The organism is Pseudomonas promysalinigenes (assembly GCF_014269025.2).
Lineage (GTDB): Bacteria > Pseudomonadota > Gammaproteobacteria > Pseudomonadales > Pseudomonadaceae > Aquipseudomonas > Aquipseudomonas promysalinigenes.
Genome location: NZ_CP077094.1, coordinates 4,839,271 through 4,857,896, shown reverse-complemented (window position 1 = coordinate 4,857,896; position 18,626 = coordinate 4,839,271). Strand labels below are relative to the sequence as shown.

15 protein-coding genes are annotated in these 18,626 nt (G+C 61.1%); 9 read left to right on the top strand and 6 right to left on the bottom strand.

Going from position 1 to position 18,626, the window contains the following annotated elements:
• The first annotated feature begins 34 nt into the window (after positions 1-34).
• Together gcvH and gcvP are read left to right on the top strand one after the other, a co-directional pair.
• Entirely contained in the window at positions 35-418 is a 384-nt protein-coding gene (gcvH, locus tag HU725_RS21960) for a glycine cleavage system protein GcvH (RefSeq protein WP_060477171.1), read from the top strand.
• 157 nt (positions 419-575) lie between these two features.
• Positions 576-3,449 (top strand): aminomethyl-transferring glycine dehydrogenase, encoded by a 2,874-nt coding sequence (gcvP, locus tag HU725_RS21955; RefSeq protein WP_186476204.1) that lies wholly within the window; start codon positions 576-578, stop codon positions 3,447-3,449.
• Positions 3,450-3,505: 56 nt separating this feature from the next.
• Here gcvP and HU725_RS21950 read toward each other — a convergent pair whose 3' ends face one another.
• The 4 genes from HU725_RS21950 to HU725_RS21935 form a co-directional block, all read right to left on the bottom strand.
• Positions 3,506-3,814: a DUF2388 domain-containing protein gene (locus HU725_RS21950; RefSeq protein WP_186476205.1), complete on the bottom strand. Its 309-nt coding sequence runs from the start codon at positions 3,812-3,814 to the stop codon at positions 3,506-3,508.
• A gap of 137 nt (positions 3,815-3,951) precedes the next feature.
• Positions 3,952-4,263: a DUF2388 domain-containing protein gene (locus HU725_RS21945; RefSeq protein ID WP_186476206.1), complete on the bottom strand. Its 312-nt coding sequence runs from the start codon at positions 4,261-4,263 to the stop codon at positions 3,952-3,954.
• A 90-nt stretch (positions 4,264-4,353) separates the two neighbouring features.
• Positions 4,354-6,030 (bottom strand): GspE/PulE family protein, encoded by a 1,677-nt coding sequence (locus HU725_RS21940; protein ID WP_186476207.1) that lies wholly within the window; start codon positions 6,028-6,030, stop codon positions 4,354-4,356.
• A gap of 99 nt (positions 6,031-6,129) precedes the next feature.
• Positions 6,130-6,447 carry an ACT-like domain-containing protein gene (locus HU725_RS21935; protein WP_186476208.1) on the bottom strand — a complete coding sequence of 106 codons (318 nt, stop codon included), beginning with the start codon at positions 6,445-6,447 and terminating at the stop codon, positions 6,130-6,132.
• A 127-nt stretch (positions 6,448-6,574) separates the two neighbouring features.
• Here HU725_RS21935 and HU725_RS21930 point away from each other — a divergent pair, with 127 nt between their 5' ends.
• A complete protein-coding gene (locus tag HU725_RS21930; RefSeq protein ID WP_186476209.1) occupies positions 6,575-7,045 on the top strand; it encodes an Lrp/AsnC family transcriptional regulator in 471 nt (156 codons plus the stop codon).
• Between the two features lie 169 nt (positions 7,046-7,214).
• On the opposite strand, the gene HU725_RS21925 is transcribed toward HU725_RS21930, so the two are convergent.
• Positions 7,215-8,582, bottom strand: a complete 1,368-nt coding sequence (locus tag HU725_RS21925) for a CYTH domain-containing protein (RefSeq protein ID WP_060477164.1) — start codon at positions 8,580-8,582, stop codon at positions 7,215-7,217.
• A gap of 115 nt (positions 8,583-8,697) precedes the next feature.
• Between HU725_RS21925 and argE the strand changes: the two genes are divergently transcribed.
• Positions 8,698-9,840: an acetylornithine deacetylase gene (gene argE, locus HU725_RS21920; RefSeq protein ID WP_060477163.1), complete on the top strand. Its 1,143-nt coding sequence runs from the start codon at positions 8,698-8,700 to the stop codon at positions 9,838-9,840.
• A 124-nt stretch (positions 9,841-9,964) separates the two neighbouring features.
• Positions 9,965-11,263: an amino-acid N-acetyltransferase gene (argA, locus tag HU725_RS21915; protein ID WP_186476210.1), complete on the top strand. Its 1,299-nt coding sequence runs from the start codon at positions 9,965-9,967 to the stop codon at positions 11,261-11,263.
• Between the two features lie 53 nt (positions 11,264-11,316).
• On the opposite strand, the gene HU725_RS21910 is transcribed toward argA, so the two are convergent.
• Complete coding sequence (locus tag HU725_RS21910) at positions 11,317-12,693, bottom strand: glutamine synthetase family protein (protein WP_028688543.1); 1,377 nt, start codon at positions 12,691-12,693, stop codon at positions 11,317-11,319.
• Positions 12,694-13,267: 574 nt separating this feature from the next.
• Between HU725_RS21910 and HU725_RS21905 the strand changes: the two genes are divergently transcribed.
• From HU725_RS21905 to HU725_RS21890, 4 genes are all read left to right on the top strand, one after another.
• Positions 13,268-14,626, top strand: coding sequence for a glutamine synthetase family protein (locus HU725_RS21905; RefSeq protein ID WP_060477161.1), 1,359 nt, complete (start codon positions 13,268-13,270; stop codon positions 14,624-14,626).
• 46 nt (positions 14,627-14,672) lie between these two features.
• Positions 14,673-16,034, top strand: a complete 1,362-nt coding sequence (locus HU725_RS21900) for an aspartate aminotransferase family protein (RefSeq protein ID WP_186476211.1) — start codon at positions 14,673-14,675, stop codon at positions 16,032-16,034.
• A 170-nt stretch (positions 16,035-16,204) separates the two neighbouring features.
• Complete coding sequence (locus tag HU725_RS21895; RefSeq protein WP_186476212.1) at positions 16,205-17,302, top strand: polyamine ABC transporter substrate-binding protein; 1,098 nt, start codon at positions 16,205-16,207, stop codon at positions 17,300-17,302.
• Between the two features lie 174 nt (positions 17,303-17,476).
• Complete coding sequence (locus tag HU725_RS21890; protein WP_186476213.1) at positions 17,477-18,571, top strand: polyamine ABC transporter substrate-binding protein; 1,095 nt, start codon at positions 17,477-17,479, stop codon at positions 18,569-18,571.
• The last annotated feature ends 55 nt before the right edge of the window (positions 18,572-18,626 follow it).

Sequence of the window (18,626 nt, the reverse complement as noted above, 5' to 3'; positions counted from 1 at the left end):
GCCGAACCGCTGAGCCAAACGAGGAAGTCAACACATGAGCAATATCCCCGCCGATCTGCGTTTCGCCGAAAGCCACGAGTGGGCGCGCCTGGAAGCCGATGGCAGTGTCACCGTCGGCATCAGCGACCACGCCCAGCAAGCACTGGGTGATGTGGTGTTCGTCGAGCTGGCCGAAGTGGGCAAAACCTTCAGCGCTGGCGATGCTGCCGGCGTGGTCGAATCGGTCAAGGCAGCATCCGACATCTACGCCCCGGTTTCCGGTGAGGTGATCGCGGTCAACGAAGAACTGGCCGACAGCCCAGAGCTGCTCAACGACGAGCCTTATGAGTCGTGGATCTTCAAGCTCAAGCCAAGCAACCCGGCCGAGCTGGACAAGCTGCTGGATGCCGCGGGCTACAAAGCTGCCATCGGCGAGTGATAGCGCCTCGCCTGCTTTGCGGGTAAACCCGCTCTTGAATGAGCGGCTTCAGCCGCAAACAGGCACAGGCTGGCGAACAAGTTTTCACGCAGCATCGTCGATCCCTTCCTAGACTTACAAGTCTCCATGAGACCCGGTCTAGGAAGAGAGCGTCGACATGCCTCAGTCGCCATCCCTGCAGCAACTGCAAGAGCTCAACCCTTTTTTGCGCCGCCATCTGGGGCCCGATGCCTCGGAGCAGCAGGCCATGCTCAATGCCCTTGGCCTCAGTAGCCGTAGCGAACTGATCGAGCAGACCGTGCCGCCAGGCATACGCTTGAACCGCGCCCTCGACTTACCGCCGGCCCTGGACGAGCAGGCTGCGTTGGCCAAGCTTGCCGCTTACGCCGAACAGAACCAGGTGTGGACCAGCCTTATCGGCATGGGCTACCACGGAACCGTGACGCCCACCGTCATCCTTCGCAACGTGCTGGAAAACCCCGGCTGGTACACCGCCTACACGCCCTATCAGCCTGAAATCGCCCAAGGCCGGCTGGAGGCGTTGCTCAACTTCCAGCAAATGGTCATCGACCTCAGCGGTTTGGCGCTGGCCAATGCATCGCTGCTCGATGAAGCCACCGCCGCTGCCGAGGCAATGGCGCTGGCCAAGCGTGTGGCACGCAACAAGTCCAACGCGTTCTTCGCCGACGAGCATTGCCACCCACAAACATTGTCAGTGCTCAAAACCCGCGCCGAGGGTTTCGGCTTCGAGCTGATCGTCGACGCTGTGGACAACCTTGCCCAGCACCAAGTGTTCGGTGCATTGCTGCAGTACCCGGATACCCACGGCGAGGTACGTGACCTGCGCCCGTTCATCGACCAGTTGCATGCCCAGCAGGCCCTGGCCTGCGTGGCGGCGGACCTGCTCAGCCTTGTGGTGCTGACGCCGCCTGGCGAAATGGGTGCCGATGTGGTGCTCGGCTCGACTCAGCGCTTCGGCGTGCCGATGGGCTTCGGCGGCCCGCACGCCGCCTACTTCGCTTGCCGTGAGGATTACAAGCGGGCGATGCCAGGGCGCATCATCGGCGTGTCCCGCGATGCACGTGGCAATACCGCGTTACGCATGGCCCTGCAAACGCGCGAGCAGCACATTCGCCGCGAAAAGGCCAACTCCAACATCTGCACAGCCCAGGTACTGCTGGCCAACATGGCCGGGTTCTATGCGGTTTACCATGGGCCAGAAGGGCTGCAGCGTATTGCCCAGCGCGTGCACCGGCTGACTTTCCTTTTGGCCGCAGGCCTTGAGGCCAAAGGCATAAAGCGTATCAATCAGCATTTTTTCGACACCCTGACCTTGGATGTTGGCGGCGCCCAGGTGGCAATCATCGAAAGCGCCGAGGCTGCTCGCATCAACCTGCGGATTCTGGGGCGCGGCCATGTGGGCGTGAGCCTGGATGAAACCTGCAGCGAAGCCACGGTGTTGCGCTTGTTCGATGTATTCCTAGGGGTCGATCATGGTCTTGATATCCACACCCTTGACCAGCTGGCGTCGCCTGAAGGTATCCCCGCAGCATTGGCGCGCGGTACGCCGTTCCTTGGCCACCCGGTGTTCAATCTGCATCACAGCGAAACCGAGATGCTGCGCTACCTCAAGCAGCTGGAAAACAAGGACCTGGCCCTGAACCAGTCGATGATCCCGCTCGGCTCTTGCACCATGAAACTCAATGCCACCAGTGAGATGATACCGATCACCTGGCCCGCCTTCGCCCAGCTACACCCCTTCGCACCTGCCGCACAGGCCGCGGGCTATAAGGCGATGATCGATGAGCTGGAAAGCTGGTTGTGCGCCATCACCGGTTTCGACGCCATCTGCATGCAGCCAAACTCCGGCGCTCAAGGTGAATACGCGGGGCTCATGGCAATCACACGCTATCACCGCAGTTGCCAACAGCCACAACGCACGTTGTGCCTGATCCCCTCGTCTGCCCACGGGACCAACCCGGCCTCGGCGCAGATGGCTGGCATGGAGGTGGTGATCGTCGAGTGTGACGATGCTGGCAACGTCGACCTCGAAGACCTCAAGGCGAAGGCTGCTGCCGCCGGCGACAAGCTGTCATGCCTGATGGTCACCTATCCTTCGACCCATGGTGTTTATGAGGAGGGCATCCGCGAGATCTGCGCGGTGGTCCACCAATACGGTGGCCAGGTCTACATGGACGGTGCCAACCTCAATGCCCAGGTTGGCCTGGCCCGGCCTGCGGACATCGGTGCCGACGTTTCGCATATGAATCTACACAAGACGTTCTGCATCCCCCACGGCGGAGGCGGCCCAGGCATGGGCCCAATCGGCATTCGCGCCCATCTGAAACCCTTCGTCGCAAGTCACCCCGTAGTGCCCGTGCCCGGGCTGGACCCGAACAACAGTGCGGTCAGTGCCGCGCCCTGGGGCAGTGCCAGCATTCTGCCGATCAGTTGGATGTACATAGCCATGATGGGCCCGCAACTGGCTGACGCCAGCGAGGTGGCGATCCTTTCAGCCAACTATCTGGCGAGCCAGTTGGCCGGAGCGTTCCCGGTGTTGTACCGCGGGCGTAACCAGCGGGTGGCCCATGAGTGCATTCTCGACCTGCGGCCTCTCAAGGCGCAGACCGGCATTACCGAGGAAGACGTTGCCAAGCGCTTGATGGACTATGGCTTCCATGCCCCGACCATGTCATTTCCGGTGCCGGGTACCCTGATGGTCGAGCCGACTGAAAGCGAGTCGAAGGCCGAGCTGGACCGCTTCGTCGAGGCGATGCTGGCGATTAGGGCAGAGATCGCTCAGGTTCAAGACGGGAGCTGGCCAGCCGAAGACAACCCACTCAAGCATGCACCACATACCCTGGCCGATGTACTGGAGCCATGGACGCGGCCCTACACCCTGGAGCAGGCCATTGCCCCCAGCGGCCACGTGCGGCTGTACAAATACTGGCCTGCTGTGAACCGCGTCGACAATGTCTATGGTGACCGGAACCTGTTCTGCGCCTGTGTGCCAGTGAAGGCGTACCGGTAGTGCCATGTGCTGGCGTTGGCTACTTAGCGGTTGGCACCGCAAGGTAGGCGGCGCGGCTATTGAGCCAAGGCATGTTTGGCGAGGATCGCATGGGCCAGTTCCATGTCCGAGGCCTCAAGCCCTGGGTGTTCCGCCCGGATCTGCTGGATCGCAGCCTCTAGGTACGGCCCACGAATCGCCCCGTCGCTGGCTACGAAGCTGCCGGCGTCGTCCTGTGCCGCGACCACCAATTTGTGGTCGGCCGATGTCAGGTAGCTGGAAGAAAACAGGGTGCCGGTGGATACCAATGAGCGGGACGAACCGGAAGCTTCAGCCGTTTGCTGGCCGATGAGAATCACAAGTAGAGCGGCTAAGAGTTCACGCATATCGAGGCTCCAGTGAGCGGTTGGCGGAGCCTCGATGGTAACGAGCGAAGGTTCGGTAGTAGTCCTACACCGGCCTGAGTGTTTGGTAGGAAATGTCTGCTTGGTGTCAGAGCATCCGAGTTACGCTGCGGGAGCGTTCACGGGTTGGCCGTGCGGGCCAAAATTGCATTGGCCAGTTCCATGTCCGATGCTTGAAGCGCTGGGTTTTGCGCACGTACCTGCTGCAACGCCTGTTCCAGAAACGGCCCGCGAATCTCACCGTTACTGGCGACGAAGCTGCCGGCGTCATCCTGTGCCGCCAATACCAGCTTGTGGTCGCGCGAGGTGATGTAGCTGGACGCCGTGGTGGCGCCAGAGGTCATTACGTTACGCCAGAAAGTGTCGGCCATTGCGGAGCCAACAGGCAGCGAAAGCAGGGCAGCGGCTGCCAGCGCGGATTTGATGCGCATGATGAAACACCTGAAGGGTGAGGGGGGCTGAAGATGGCCGCTTTGATCGTCAAAACCACACTTAAGTTCCTTGATTGCGAAGGTTTTCGCTCAGGAACAGACCCGCATCACCTCTTCGCTGCGGGTGATTCCACGGGCCACTTTCGCCGCCCCGCAACTGCGTAAATCTTGTAATCCTTCAGCCACCGCCTGGCGCTGCAGGTCGGCCAGGTCGGTACTGGCGCCGATGTGCGACCGCAAGCTGTCGCTGGGGATCAGCAGTTCGAACAGGCCTGTGCGGCCCCGATAGCCGGTGCCGCGACACAACGGGCATGGTGCGCCGGACGCGTGCCCTTGGCAGCCATCGCAGAGGATGCGCACCAGGCGCTGTGCCATGACCCCGCCCAAAGTCGCGCGGATCAGGTAGTCGGCCACCCCCAGCTCCAGCAAACGGGTAATGGCGCTGCAGGTGTCATTGGTGTGCAGGGTCGAAAGTACCAGATGCCCGGTAAGCGCGGCCTGCACGGCTACTTGTGCGGTTTCGCGGTCGCGTATCTCGCCGATCATGATGATGTCGGGGTCCTGGCGTAGCAGGGCACGCACGCCATCGGCAAAATCCAGCCCCAACCCGGGCTGCACCTGTAGTTGGTTGAAGGCTGGCTCCAGCCGCTCGATGGGGTCTTCGATGGTGCACAGGTTGACCTCAGGTGTGGCCAGCAGCTTGAGGCTGGCGTACAGCGTACTGGTCTTGCCCGAGCCTGTAGGCCCGGTCACTAGCACAATGCCCTGGCGGCGCTGCAACAGCCTGCGCCACTGGCTCAGCGTCTCACCCTCCAGGCCAAGCTGGGCGAAGTCTTCCTGCAACTGGCGCGGGTCGAACAGGCGCACCACCAGTTTTTCGCCATAGGGCGTAGGCAGTGTGGAGAGGCGCAATTGCACTTCGCTGCCGCCAGGCAGGCGACTTTTGACCCGGCCGTCTTGCGGGCGGCGCTTTTCCGCTACGTCCATGCGCCCCAAGTGTTTCAAGCGGCTGACCACGGCCAGGGTAACGCTGGCTGGGAAGGCATAGACCGTCTGCAACAGCCCGTCGATGCGATAGCGCAGGTGGCCCTTTTCGTGGCGTGGCTCCAGGTGGATATCGCTGGCGCGTTGCTCGATGGCGTATTGCAGCAGCCAGTCGACGATATTCACGATGTGCGCATCGTCGGCCGTGGCCTGCGCCTGGCGCTGGCCCAGTTCAAGCAAGTGCTCCAGTTCGCCCAGCCGGGTCGTCTGCTGGTGCTGCGCACCTTGGACCGAGTGGGCCAGGCGAAACAGCGACTGGCCCAGCTGGCGGATCTGCAGCGGGCTGGCCAGCACGCGGCGGATTGGTTTGCCCAGGCTGCGTTCGAGGTCGGCCTGCCACAGTTGCTGATAGGGCTGGGCACTGGCTACGGTGATGGCGTTGGCATCTTCGGCCACGATCAGGATGCCGTGACGTTGCGCAAACGCGGGTGAAATCAGGCCATTGACCTGGGTGAGGTCCAGCTGCATGGGGTCGATGTGCAAGTAAGGCTGACCGACCTTGTGTGCCAGCCACTGGCACAGCGCATCCAGGGTCAGCTGCTGGCCGGGCTTGCAGCGGTCTTCAAGGCCCAGTGCCGCGATGGTTTCCAACGGGTGGTGCGCACTGTAGTGCGCTGCTTGTTCGCGAACCTGGCATGAGTCGCTGGCGCTGAGGTGCTGGTCGGCCTGCAAGGCGTCCAGCAGGCTTTGAAGGTCGAGGGCTTGCTCGTCGGGCGTTAACATCGGTGGGCTTCCTTGCCTTAAAGGAGACGAGTGGCAAGGCTAGCCGGGCTCTGGCAAGCCGCGTTGGGGAAAGATTTTCCAGATTTTGCGCGCCCAGCTTCAGACCACCGCCAGCTCCAGGTACGCCAGGTTTTCCAGGCTTACCTCGCCCACGCATACAAGGTTGCGCAGTTTTTGCGCAATTACCTGCGCCCTATGCCAACTCAGTCCGCCGATGCCGATTTCGATGTCGAGCCAGTCTTCCTGCTGGCTGACCTGCACGCTATGGGGAGTAAGGAACTGCAGGGCGAACAGGTTGAGCACACGGCATAGCGTATCCGGTTCGACCTCGGCCTGCAGGCAATAGCGCACGGTGCAGTGGCTGGCATTGGCAGCCCAGGCATCGCTGCGGGGCAGGGGGCGTTCTAGTGCGTTCATGATGAGTCTCCGCGGGTCTGGGAGAAATTCTTGCACGTCGACCCCGGTATTTTTTCGCTATGATTTCATTTATTTCCATATATTTTGGATTGAATTAATCGAATAGCCGATATTTTGGGAATCACTTATGCAAAGCGAGCTGGATGCCTACGACCGGCGCATCCTCGAACTACTGCAAGAAGACTCATCACTGTCCAGTGCGCAGATCGCCGAGCGCGTGGGGCTGTCGCAATCGCCCTGCTGGCGCAGGATTCAGCGGTTGAAAGAGGAAGGAGTGATCCGAGGCCAGGTAACCCTGCTGGACCGCAAGAAGGTCGGCTTGAACACTCAGATCTTCGCCGAAGTGAAACTCAACGCCCACGGCCGCTCCAACTTCACTGAATTCACTGAGGCGATCCGCGGCTTTCCGGAGGTGCTGGAATGCTATGTGCTTATGGGGGCGGTGGACTTTCTACTGCGCATCGTCACCTCGGATATCGAAGCTTATGAGCGCTTCTTTTTCGAAAAGCTATCGAACGTGCCGGGCATCCAGGAAGTGAATTCGATTGTGGCGCTGTCGGAGATCAAGTCCACCACCAGCTTGCCTCTGGCGAAGTAACGCTGCTGCGGCCAAATCCTTGGATTGGGCTGCCAGGTGCCTGACTTGAGGAATGTAGCGCCTGTGAGATCGAGCGCCGCGCGGGCGGCGCTCGATCTCAACGCACACACAACACTCAAACCATACACCTGGCACCTAACGCGGTTAGATGCCAACCGCCAAAGCGTCCTTAAGCCTTGAGCAAATGCTTCCAGCCCCGGCTCTGATCCACTGTCCGAGCCTGATCAATACGCGCCTCCAGCAACTCATCGCTGATCGGCAACTCGGCCAGCTCATGCAGCTTTTTCAAATCGCCGTACAAGCGGTCCATCTGCGGTGCTTCAAGCACCTGGCGGGCATGGTGCAGCCAGGCCAGCAACTGCTCGATACGTGGCAGCTGTTCGGCCAGGTCCTCGGGGCGTTGGGTGTACAGCGGCAGCTTCAGCGAGCGGCCTTCTTCACCCAGCAGGTGCGCCAGCCAGCTTGCCAACTGCGCCTTGCCCTGGCGCTCGCCACGGCCCTTGCGCTCCACGGTCCAGGCGCGGGCCAGCAGCCAACGCGAGGTTTCCAGGGAGAACTGGCCCCAGCGTACGTCTTCGAGTTCTTCGAGGAACTGCTCGGGCGCAGCGCGGCGGATGTCTTCATCGTCATTGCCGGCCTGCACCAATGGGCGCCAGTCTTCCAGCAGCGCATCAAGGCTGGCGCGTAGCTCGCGCGTGGTGGCGCGGGGCGCAGCTTGGCCCAGGCTTGCGACCAAGGCGCGCAGTTCGGCCAGGCACTGCACCCAGTCCTGCAACAAGCGCCAGTGACCATTGTGGCGGTACTGCTCGGCCAGGCGCTGGCTGCTGCCCAGCAGCTGCCAGGCCAGGGCGGCGAAGGCGTCGTCCACAGCAGTTTCAGCGCTCAGCTCGGTGGTCGGCAGGCCCAGCTCGTAGCTGTCCGGCTCCAGCAAGCGGTAGCCACGCTCGGCCTTGCTGATGTCGCACGGCATCAGCGGCAGGCTGGCGGCCAGCTCGGCGGCCAGCTCCAGTAGCGCTTCAGGGGCGCCTTCGCGCAGCTCCAACTCAAGCTCGCAGATTTCCTCTTTGCGCTTGCCGGCAATCACGAAGCCTTGGTCCAGCGCGGCCTCGATCACCACCTTGCTCTTGCCACGGCCCCAGCTGATTTCGGCGTATTCGCGGGTGAAATCAGTGGTGAATAGCGGCTTGATGGTTTTTTTGTCGAGTTCGGCCAGCTGCGCCGGCCAGCAGGTGGCGTCGAGCTTTTTCAAGTCGAGCTTGACCTTGTCCAACTGCCACTCGTATTCGTTGCGCTCGGACAGCCCGGCAACGCTTTGCCCGCGGCACTTGAGGGTCTGGATGATCGCCTCACCGTCGCGGCGCAGGCGCAGGGCCACACGGGCGGCGGAAAGCTCGCGCTCGGGAGTATCGAAGTACTGGTTGAGCAACTCGCGGGTCTGCCAGCCAGATTTGTTGCGTTTTTTCAGCAAGGGGTGCTCGCGCAGGGCGGCGAGGGTCTGGCTGCTGGCGCGCAGCTTGAGTTCGGTTTCTTTGTGCATCACAGGCTCGAAGGAGGGGCGTCTTTGCAGGGCAGTCTACAGCAGTCGGCCGGCAACGGTTTATTCCAGACGGCGGATAGTCCTATGATGGGCAACGCTTCCGAGGAGTATGCGCATGCCGTTGCCGCCACTGAAAGACCAGTTTGCCGCTTTGATCGCCGCGCCCTCGGTCAGTTGTACCCAGCCTGCACTGGACCAGTCCAACCGCCAGGTCATCGACCTGTTGGCCGGCTGGTTGGGCGATCTGGGTTTTGCTTGTGACATCCGTGAGGTCAGCCCTGGCAAGTTCAACCTGTTGGCCAGCCGTGGTAGCGGCCCTGGCGGGCTGGTGCTGGCCGGGCACAGTGATACGGTGCCTTACGATGAACAACTGTGGGCCAGCGACCCGCTCAAGCTGACCGAGGCCGACGGCCGCTGGGTGGGCCTGGGTAGCTGCGACATGAAAGGCTTTTTCGCATTGATCATCGAAGCGGTCATTCCGCTGCTGGAGCACGATTTCAAGCAACCGCTGATGATCCTCGCTACCTGCGATGAAGAAAGCTCCATGTCCGGTGCCCGCGCTCTGGCGGCTGCCGGCCAGCCGCTGGGCCGTGCGGCGGTGATCGGCGAGCCCACCGGCCTGCGGCCGATTCGCATGCATAAGGGCATCCTGATGGACCGCATCGACATCCTCGGGCGCAGCGGGCATTCCTCTGACCCAAGCCTGGGCCATAGTGCGATGGAGGCCATGCACGAGGTGATGAGCGAGCTGATGGGCCTGCGCCGGCAATGGCAGCAAACCTTCAGTAACCCGCAGTTCACCGTGCCGACGCCAACCATGAATTTCGGCTGCATCCATGGCGGTGACAACCCCAACCGCATCTGTGGCCAATGCGCCCTGGAGTTCGACCTGCGCCCGCTGCCGGGCATGGATGTGGAACAGTTGCGCGCCGCCATTGGCGATAAACTCAAGCCTGTGGCCGAGCGTCATGAAGTGCGTATCGACTACGCCCCGTTGTTCCCTGAGGTGCCGCCGTTCGAGCAGGACGCGGACGCCGAGCTGGTGCAAGTGGCCGAACGCCTCACCGGCCATCGTGCCGAAGCGGTGGCGTTCGGTACCGAAGCGCCTTATCTTCAGCAGCTGGGCTGCCAGACCATCGTGCTCGGCCCAGGTGATATCGCCTGCGCCCACCAGCCTGGCGAATACCTTGAAATGTCACGAATCGAGCCTACCGTGCGTCTATTGCGTGACCTGATCCGGCACTATTGCCTGAGTTAAACGTCCACCTTGCTGATTCGTTCTTGCCTAGAGGAGATGCGCGTGACCGCAAGCCTGTTCCGACGATGATCCTGAACGCCGTGTGATTCACCGTTCTCCGTCCACTTTATCCACAGGCCCCGTCATGCCCGAATACGTCAACTGGCTACGTCATGCCTCCCCGTACATCAATGCCCATCGCGATTGCACCTTCGTGGTCATGCTCCCCGGCGATGGCGTTGAACACCCTAATTTCGGCAATATCGTCCACGACCTGGTGCTGCTGCACAGCTTGGGTGTGCGCCTGGTGCTGGTGCATGGTTCGCGCCCGCAGATCGAAAGCCGCCTGGCCGAGCGTGGGCTGACCCCGCACTACCATCATGGCCTGCGTATCACCGACGCAGCCACCCTGGATTGCGTGATCGATGCCGTAGGCGCCCTGCGCCTGGCCATCGAGGCACGCCTGTCGATGGACATCGCCGCCTCGCCCATGCAGGGCTCGCGCCTGCGCGTGGCTTGCGGCAACCTGGTCACCGCACGGCCGATCGGGGTGCTCGAAGGCGTGGACTACCACCACACCGGGGAAGTGCGGCGAATAGACCGTAAAGGCATCAGCCGCCTGCTCGACGAGCGGTCCATCGTACTGCTGTCGCCGCTGGGCTATTCGCCCACGGGTGAAATCTTCAACCTGGCATGTGAAGACGTCGCAACTCGTGCAGCCATCGAGCTGGGTGCCGACAAGCTGCTGCTGTTCGGGGCCGAGCCTGGCCTGCTGGACGAGAGCGGTCGGTTGGTGCGTGAGCTGCGGCCACAACAGATTGCTCCGCACCTGGCGCGCCTGGGCGGCGATTACCAGGCTGAGTTGCTCGACGCGGCTGCCGAGGCCTGCAAAGGCGGTGTGGCGCGTAGCCATATCGTCAGTTATGCCGAAGATGGCGCTTTGCTCACCGAACTGTTCACCCGAGAAGGTGGCGGTACGCTGGTGTCCCAGGAGCAGTTCGAGGTGGTGCGCGAGGCGACCATCGAGGATGTCGGTGGCTTGCTGGACCTGATCAGCCCGCTGGAAGAGCAAGGCATTCTGGTGCGCCGCTCGCGCGAGGTGCTGGAGCGTGAGATCGAGCAGTTCAGTGTGGTCGAGCGTGAGGGGATGATCATTGCCTGTGCAGCGCTGTACCCGATTGCCGATTCGCAGGCTGGGGAACTGGCGTGCCTGGCGGTAAACCCGGAATACCGTCACGGCGGGCGTGGCGACGAACTGCTGGAGCGGATCGAGGGGCGGGCGCGGCAGATGGGGTTAAATACCCTGTTCGTGCTCACGACGCGTACGGCGCACTGGTTCCGTGAGCGCGGGTTTGCCCCTAGCGGTGTCGAGCGGCTGCCAGCGGCACGGGCTTCGTTGTACAACTACCAGCGCAATTCGAAGATTTTCGAGAAGCCGCTGTAAGCCCATGCTGGCCCGCCAATGAAAAACGCCGCCCTTTGGGGCGGCGTTTTGCTTTAGACGGTGTGCAGATACCAGTTGTACTCGAGGTCGGAGATCGAGTGCTCGAACTCCTCCAGCTCGCTCTCCTTGCACGCGACGAAGATGTCGATGTACTTCGGATCGATGTACTTGTTCAGGATCTCGCTGTCGTCCAGCTCGCGCAGGGCATCGCGCAGGTTGTTCGGCAGGCTCTGCTCCAGCTGCTCATACGAGTTGCCTTCGATCGGCTCGCCTGGCTCGATCTTGTTGGTCAGGCCATGGTGCACGCCCGCCAGCACGGCAGCCATCATCAAGTATGGGTTGGCGTCAGCGCCGGCCACACGGTGCTCGATACGCACGGCATCCGGCGAGCCGGTCGGCACGCGCAGGGCCACGGTGCGGTTGTCCAAGCCCCAGCTCGGCGCGTTCGGCACGTAGAACTGCGCGCCGAAACGGCGGTACGAGTTGACGTTCGGGCAGAGGAAAGCCATGGACGCGGGCAGGGTCTCGAGCACACCGCCGACAGCGTGACGTAGCGCGGCGTTCTGCTCGGGATCCTCGCTGGTGAAGATGTTGTTGCCATCTTTGTCCAGCACGGAGATGTGTACGTGCAGGCCGTTGCCAGCCTGGCCCGGGTAGGGCTTGGCCATGAAGGTGGTGTCCATTTCATGGTCGTAGGCGATGTTCTTTATCAGCCGCTTGAGCAGCACTGCGTAATCGCAGGCCTTGAGCGGATCGGGAACGTGGTGCAGGTTGACTTCGAACTGCGCCGGGGCGCTTTCCTTGACGATGGCGTCAGCTGGGATGCCTTGCTCTTTGGCACCTTCCAGGATGTCCTGCAGGCAGTCGGCATATTCGTCGAGGTCGTCGATCAGGTACACCTGGGTCGACTGTGGGCGCTTGCCCGAAATCGGCGAGCGTGGCGGCTGCGGGCGGCCGTTCACGTTTTCCTGGTCGATCAGGTAGAACTCAAGCTCGAATGCGGCGCAGATGGTCAGGCCCATTTCGGTGAACTTGCTCACCACCTGACGCAGCACTTCACGCGGGTCGGCGAAGAACGGCTCGCCTTCGAGTTCGTGCATGGTCATCAGCAGCTGGGCGGTAGGGCGCTTCTGCCAGGGTTCGTTGGAGAGGGTGCCGGGGATCGGGTAGCAGATACGGTCAGCATCGCCGATGTCCAGGCCAAGGCCTGTGCTTTCGACGGTGGAACCGTTGATGTCCAGGGCAAAGAGGGAGGCAGGCAGGTTGATGCCTTTTTCGTAAACCTTGTGGAGGCTGGTGCGCTCTATGCGCTTGCCACGCACCACACCATTCATATCTGCAATCAGAAGGTCAACGTAGAGAACCTCAGGATGTTCCTTAAGGAACGCGTTCGCTTCGTTAAGCTGAACGGCACGCGGGGGTACCGACATGATGCAACACCTTTGTTGTTAAAAATATCAATCAAGGGGGGCTTGCAGACCCAGTCAATCGAAAAGCCATACTGATGTCAAGCCAACCCAATGATGCCCTGAAATGGCACATCGACGGCAGATTTGCTGCATATCGGGGCGTGCCATTATCCGCTATTTCTCTTACCAAGAGCTATCTTCGCCGAGCCGTGTTTTATTTTTTACGGAGGTGTTGTGTAAAAAAATTAACAAGGCTAAGCTCGGACTCAACCCAAAACACAATAATACGAGGGTCACATGGTCCGCTTGTCGCGACCTGAACGCGCTGCCTGCGCAGTGCAGTCGGGTATCCCTGTCGTTCCCGTAGGCATCAGCCCAGCGGTGGCCTGCATGGCCGCAATAATTGACGCTTTGCGTGCCAGGGCCACACCTCGTAACGCCTTTTCGTTGCTCTTCTCGTATATCTGCCCTTCGATTTCACTACGGACACGCTTGTTTTCAGTGTATCCACAGTGCGCCTGCGTGTGGGTTTTTGCTTTAGCAATCTACTCCATCCAGAATCAGAGCGCGGACCACCTTACCTCCTGAGGTATTTATGAGTAACAACCTCGACCAGCTCACCGATTGGTTGAAAGAGCACAAGATCACCGAAGTCGAATGCCTGATCAGTGACCTGACTGGCATCACCCGCGGCAAGATCTCGCCGACCAACAAATTCATCGCCGAAAAAGGCATGCGCCTGCCCGAGAGCGTGCTGCTGCAGACCGTGACCGGCGACTATGTCGACGATGACATCTATTACGACCTGCTCGACCCAGCGGACATCGACATGATCTGCCGCCCTGACCAGGATGCGGTGTTCCTCGTGCCGTGGGCCATCGAGCCGACGGCCCAGGTGATTCACGACACCTACGACAAGAAGGGCAACCCGGTCGAGCTGTCGCCGCGCAACGTGCTGAAGAAAGTGCTCAAGCTCTACGCCGACAAGGGCTGGCAGCCGATCGTCGCGCCAGAGATGGAGTTCTACCTGACCAAGCGCAGCGAAGACCCGGATTTCCCGCTGCAACCGCCAGTCGGCCGCTCCGGGCGCCCTGAAACGGGCCGCCAGTCGTTCTCGATCGAGGCGGCGAACGAATTCGATCCGCTGTTCGAAGATGTGTATGACTGGTGCGAACTGCAGCGCCTGGACCTGGACACGCTGATTCACGAAGATGGCACGGCGCAGATGGAAATCAACTTCCGTCATGGTGATGCCCTGCACCTGGCCGACCAGATTCTGGTGTTCAAACGCACCATGCGCGAGGCCGCGCTCAAGCACAACGTCGCTGCCACCTTCATGGCCAAGCCCATGACCGGCGAGCCGGGCAGCGCCATGCACCTGCACCAGAGCGTGGTCGATGTGGCCACGGGCAAGAACATCTTCAGCAATGAAGACGGCAGCATGAGCGAGCTGTTCCTGAACCACATCGGTGGCCTGCAGAAGTTCATCCCCGAAGCGCTGCCGCTGTTTGCCCCCAACGTCAACTCGTTCCGCCGCTTCCTGCCCGATACCTCGGCGCCGGTGAACGTGGAGTGGGGCGAAGAAAACCGCACCGTTGGCCTGCGCGTACCGGATGCCGGCCCGCAGAACCGCCGTGTCGAGAACCGCCTGCCAGGCGCTGATGCCAACCCTTACCTGGCCATCGCCGCGAGCCTGCTGTGCGGCTACATCGGCATGGTCGAAGGCATCGAAGCCAGCGCGCCGGTTCAGGGCCGTGGCTACGAGCGCCGCAACCTGCGCCTGCCGCTGACCATCGAGGATGCCCTTGAGCGCATGGAAATCAGTCGCGCGCTGGTGCAGTACCTGGGCAAGAAGTTCATCACCGGCTACGTCGCCACCAAGCGCGCCGAGCATGAGAACTTCAAGCGCGTCATCAGCTCCTGGGAGCGTGAGTTCCTGCTATTCGCTGTCTGATCAACCCTGAGGCCGCTGCTGCGGCTGCCGGAAAATGGAGAGGCACATGAGCGTCAATAACCCGCAAACCCGTGAATGGCAAAACCTGAGCGGCGAGCATCACCTTGCACCCTTCTCTGACTACAAGCAGCTCAAGGAGAAGGGCCCGCGCATCATTACCAAAGCGCAGGGTGTGCATTTGTGGGACAGCGAGGGGCACAAGATCCTCGACGGCATGGCCGGCCTGTGGTGCGTGGCGGTTGGCTATGGCCGCGAAGAGTTGGTGCAGGCGGCCGAAAGGCAGATGCGCGAGTTGCCGTACTACAACCTGTTCTTCCAGACCGCCCACCCGCCAGCGCTGGAGCTGGCCAAGGCGATCACCGAGGTTGCGCCGCAGGGCATGACCCATGTGTTCTTCACCGGCTCCGGTTCCGAAGGCAATGACACCGTGCTGCGCATGGTTCGCCATTACTGGGCGCTGAAAGGCAAACCGCAGAAGCAGACCATTATCGGCCGGGTCAATGGCTACCACGGCTCGACCGTTGCCGGGGCCAGCCTGGGTGGTATGAGTGGCATGCACGAGCAGGGCGGCTTGCCGATCCCGGGCATCGTGCACATCGCCCAGCCATACTGGTTCGGCGAGGGCGGTGACATGACCCCGGATGCGTTCGGGGTATGGGCCGCCGAGCAACTGGAACAAAAAATCCTGGAAGTCGGCGAAGACAACGTGGCGGCCTTCATTGCCGAGCCGATCCAGGGTGCAGGCGGGGTCATCATCCCGCCTGAAACCTATTGGCCGAAGGTGAAGGAGATCCTGGCCAAGTACGACATCCTGTTCGTTGCCGATGAAGTGATCTGCGGTTTCGGCCGTACCGGCCAGTGGTTCGGCTCCGACTACTACGACCTCAAGCCTGATTTGATGACCATCGCCAAGGGCCTGACCTCCGGTTACATCCCCATGGGTGGGGTGATCGTGCGAGACAAAGTGGCCAAGGTGCTCAGCGAGGGCGGTGACTTCAACCACGGCTTCACCTACTCCGGGCACCCGGTGGCGGCGGCGGTGGGCCTGGAAAACCTGCGTATCCTGCGCGATGAAAAGATCGTCGAGAAGGCGCGCACGGAAGTGGCACCGTACTTGCAAAAACGACTGCGCGAGCTGCAGGACCACCCGCTGGTAGGCGAGGTACGCGGCCTTGGCCTGCTTGGCGCGATCGAGCTGGTCAAGGACAAAGCCACCCGCAGCCGTTACGAAGGCAAAGGTGTAGGCATGGTGTGCCGTAACTTCTGCTTCGAGAACGGCCTGATCATGCGCGCGGTTGGCGACACCATGATAATCGCGCCACCGTTGGTGATCAGCCGCGAGGAGGTGGATGAGCTCGTGGAAAAGGCGCGCAAGTGCTTGGACCTGACACTCGAAGCGATCCGCTGAGCGTTTGCTAGGCTAGCGATGTGACATTAAGCGGTTACAAGGCCGTGCTTTCCTTGAAACAGCGCCTTGTAACTTGCCAGACTAGTGGCTGTTTCAGTCGCTGCGACGCGTGTAGCGCGGGGCCTGGCTGCTGAACGGATGGCTAATCAAAAAAATCTGGAGCATGACGCATGAAGAAAATGGGCAAGACGTTGCTGGCCGCAGCCCTGATGGGTGCCATGGCCACTGCTGCACAGGCCGAAGACAAGGTGTTGAACGTCTACAACTGGTCGGACTACATCGCGCCGGACACCATCGCCAAGTTCGAGAAGCAAACTGGCATCAAGGTCAAATACGACGTCTTCGACAGCAACGAAACCCTCGAAGCCAAGCTGCTGGCGGGCAAGTCGGGTTACGACATCGTTGTGCCGTCCAACAACTTCCTGGCCAAGCAGATCAAGGCTGGCGTCTACGAGGAGCTGGACCGCTCCAAGCTCAGCAACTGGAAAAACCTCGACGAAGACCTGCTCAAGGCCGTGGGCGATGCCAGCGACCAAGGCAACAAATACGCCTTCCCGTACATGTGGGGTTCGATCGGCATCGGCTACAACCCGGAAAAGGTCAAGGCCGCGCTGGGCGTGGACAAGATCGACTCGTGGGACGTGGTGTTCAAGCCTGAGAACATCGAAAAGCTCAAGAGCTGCGGCGTAAGCTTCCTGGATGCCCCGACCGAGATGATCCCGGCTGCGCTGCACTACCTGGGCAAGCCGACCAACAGCACCAGCAAGCAAGACCTCAAGGCCGCCGAGGACCTGTTCCTCAAGATCCGTCCTTCGATCACCTACTTCCACTCGTCCAAGTACATTGGCGACATGGCCAACGGCAACATCTGCGTAGCCGTCGGTTACTCGGGTGACCTGGAGCAGTCCAAGGCCCGCGCTCACGAGGCCGGCGACAAGGTCAAGGTGGACTACGTGATTCCTAAAGAAGGTGCCGGCACCTTCTACGACATGGTCGCCATCCCGAAAGATGCCGAGCATAAAGATGCTGCCTACCAGTTCATGAACTTCCTGCTGCAGCCGGAAATCATGGCCGAAATCACCAACGCCGTGCGCTTCCCTAACGGTAACGCCGCAGCCACCCAGTTCGTGGACCAGGCCATCAAAGGCGACCCGAGCATCTACCCGCCAGCGGACGTGAAGAAGAAGCTTTACGCCATCGCGGCACCCGATGCAAAGGTGCAGCGTGACATCACCCGTAGCTGGACCCGGATCAAGTCGGGCAAATAACCCCGATGCGTGGCCTCTGGGCTGGGGTTTCCCGGCCTAGAGCCTGCCAATGGCAATTGATGATTGCGGCATCGAGGCTGCGCAGGTAAGTTGCGCGCCGGTTTTGCGTGCGCGGCAGCGCTTGTAGCGAATGAGTACGCCGTCACCCAGGCACTGATTGTGAGGACCCACCACTTGTCTATTTCTGTATTTCGCAAGGCCTTGATGGCTGGAGCGGGCCTGACGCTGGCATGCAGCGTCCAAGCGGCGCCTACGGTGCACTTCTACAACTGGTCGGACTATATCGGCCCGAACACATTGGCGGACTTCGAAAAGCAAACGGGCATCAAGCCTGTGCAGGACGTTTTCGACTCCAACGAAACCTTGGAAGGCAAACTGCTCGCCGGCAACACCGGCTATGACGTAGTGGTGCCGTCCAACCATTTCCTCGGCAAGCAGATCAAGGCGGGCGCGTTTCGCAAGCTCGACAAGAACCTGCTGCCCAACTATTCCAACCTTGACCCGGCGTTGATGAAGCGCCTGGAGAAGAACGACCCAGGCAACCAGTACGCCGTGCCATATCTGTGGGGCACCAATGGTATTGGTTACAACGTCGATAAGGTCAAGGCCGCGCTGGGCGTGGATACCATCGACTCCTGGGCGGTGCTGTTCGAACCCGAGAACATGAAGAAGCTTTCCAAGTGCGGTGTGGCCTTCCTCGATTCGGCAGACGAAATGCTCCCCGCGGTGCTCAACTACATGGGGCTCAACCCCAACAGCACCGACCCCAAGGATTACGCAAAGGCCGAGCAGAAGTTACTGGCTGTACGCCCGTACGTGACCTACTTCCACTCGTCCAAGTACATCACGGACCTGGCCAACGGCGACATCTGCGTCGCGGCAGGTTTCTCGGGTGATGTGTTCCAGGCCAAGGCCCGCGCTGAGGAAGCGAAGAAGGGCGTGAACCTGGCTTATGCCATCCCCAAGGAAGGCGGCAACCTTTGGTTCGATGTGCTGGCGATCCCCAAGGACGCCAAGAACGTCAAAGAGGCCCACGCCTTCATCAACTATTTGCTGAAACCTGAGGTTATCGCCCAGGTCAGTGATTACGTCGGTTACGCCAACCCGAACCCCAAGGCTGGCGACCTGATGGACCAGGCCGTGAGGACTGACGCCGCGGTTTACCCACCGCAGGAAGTGCTGGACAAGATGTTCGTGAACTCAGAGTTGCCGCCAAAGGTGCAGCGTCTGATGACCCGTAGCTGGACCAAGGTCAAGTCGGGCAAGTAATCATCCAGACCCGTGTCGGCACCTGACCTCAGGCGGCACGGGCACAAAAATCTTG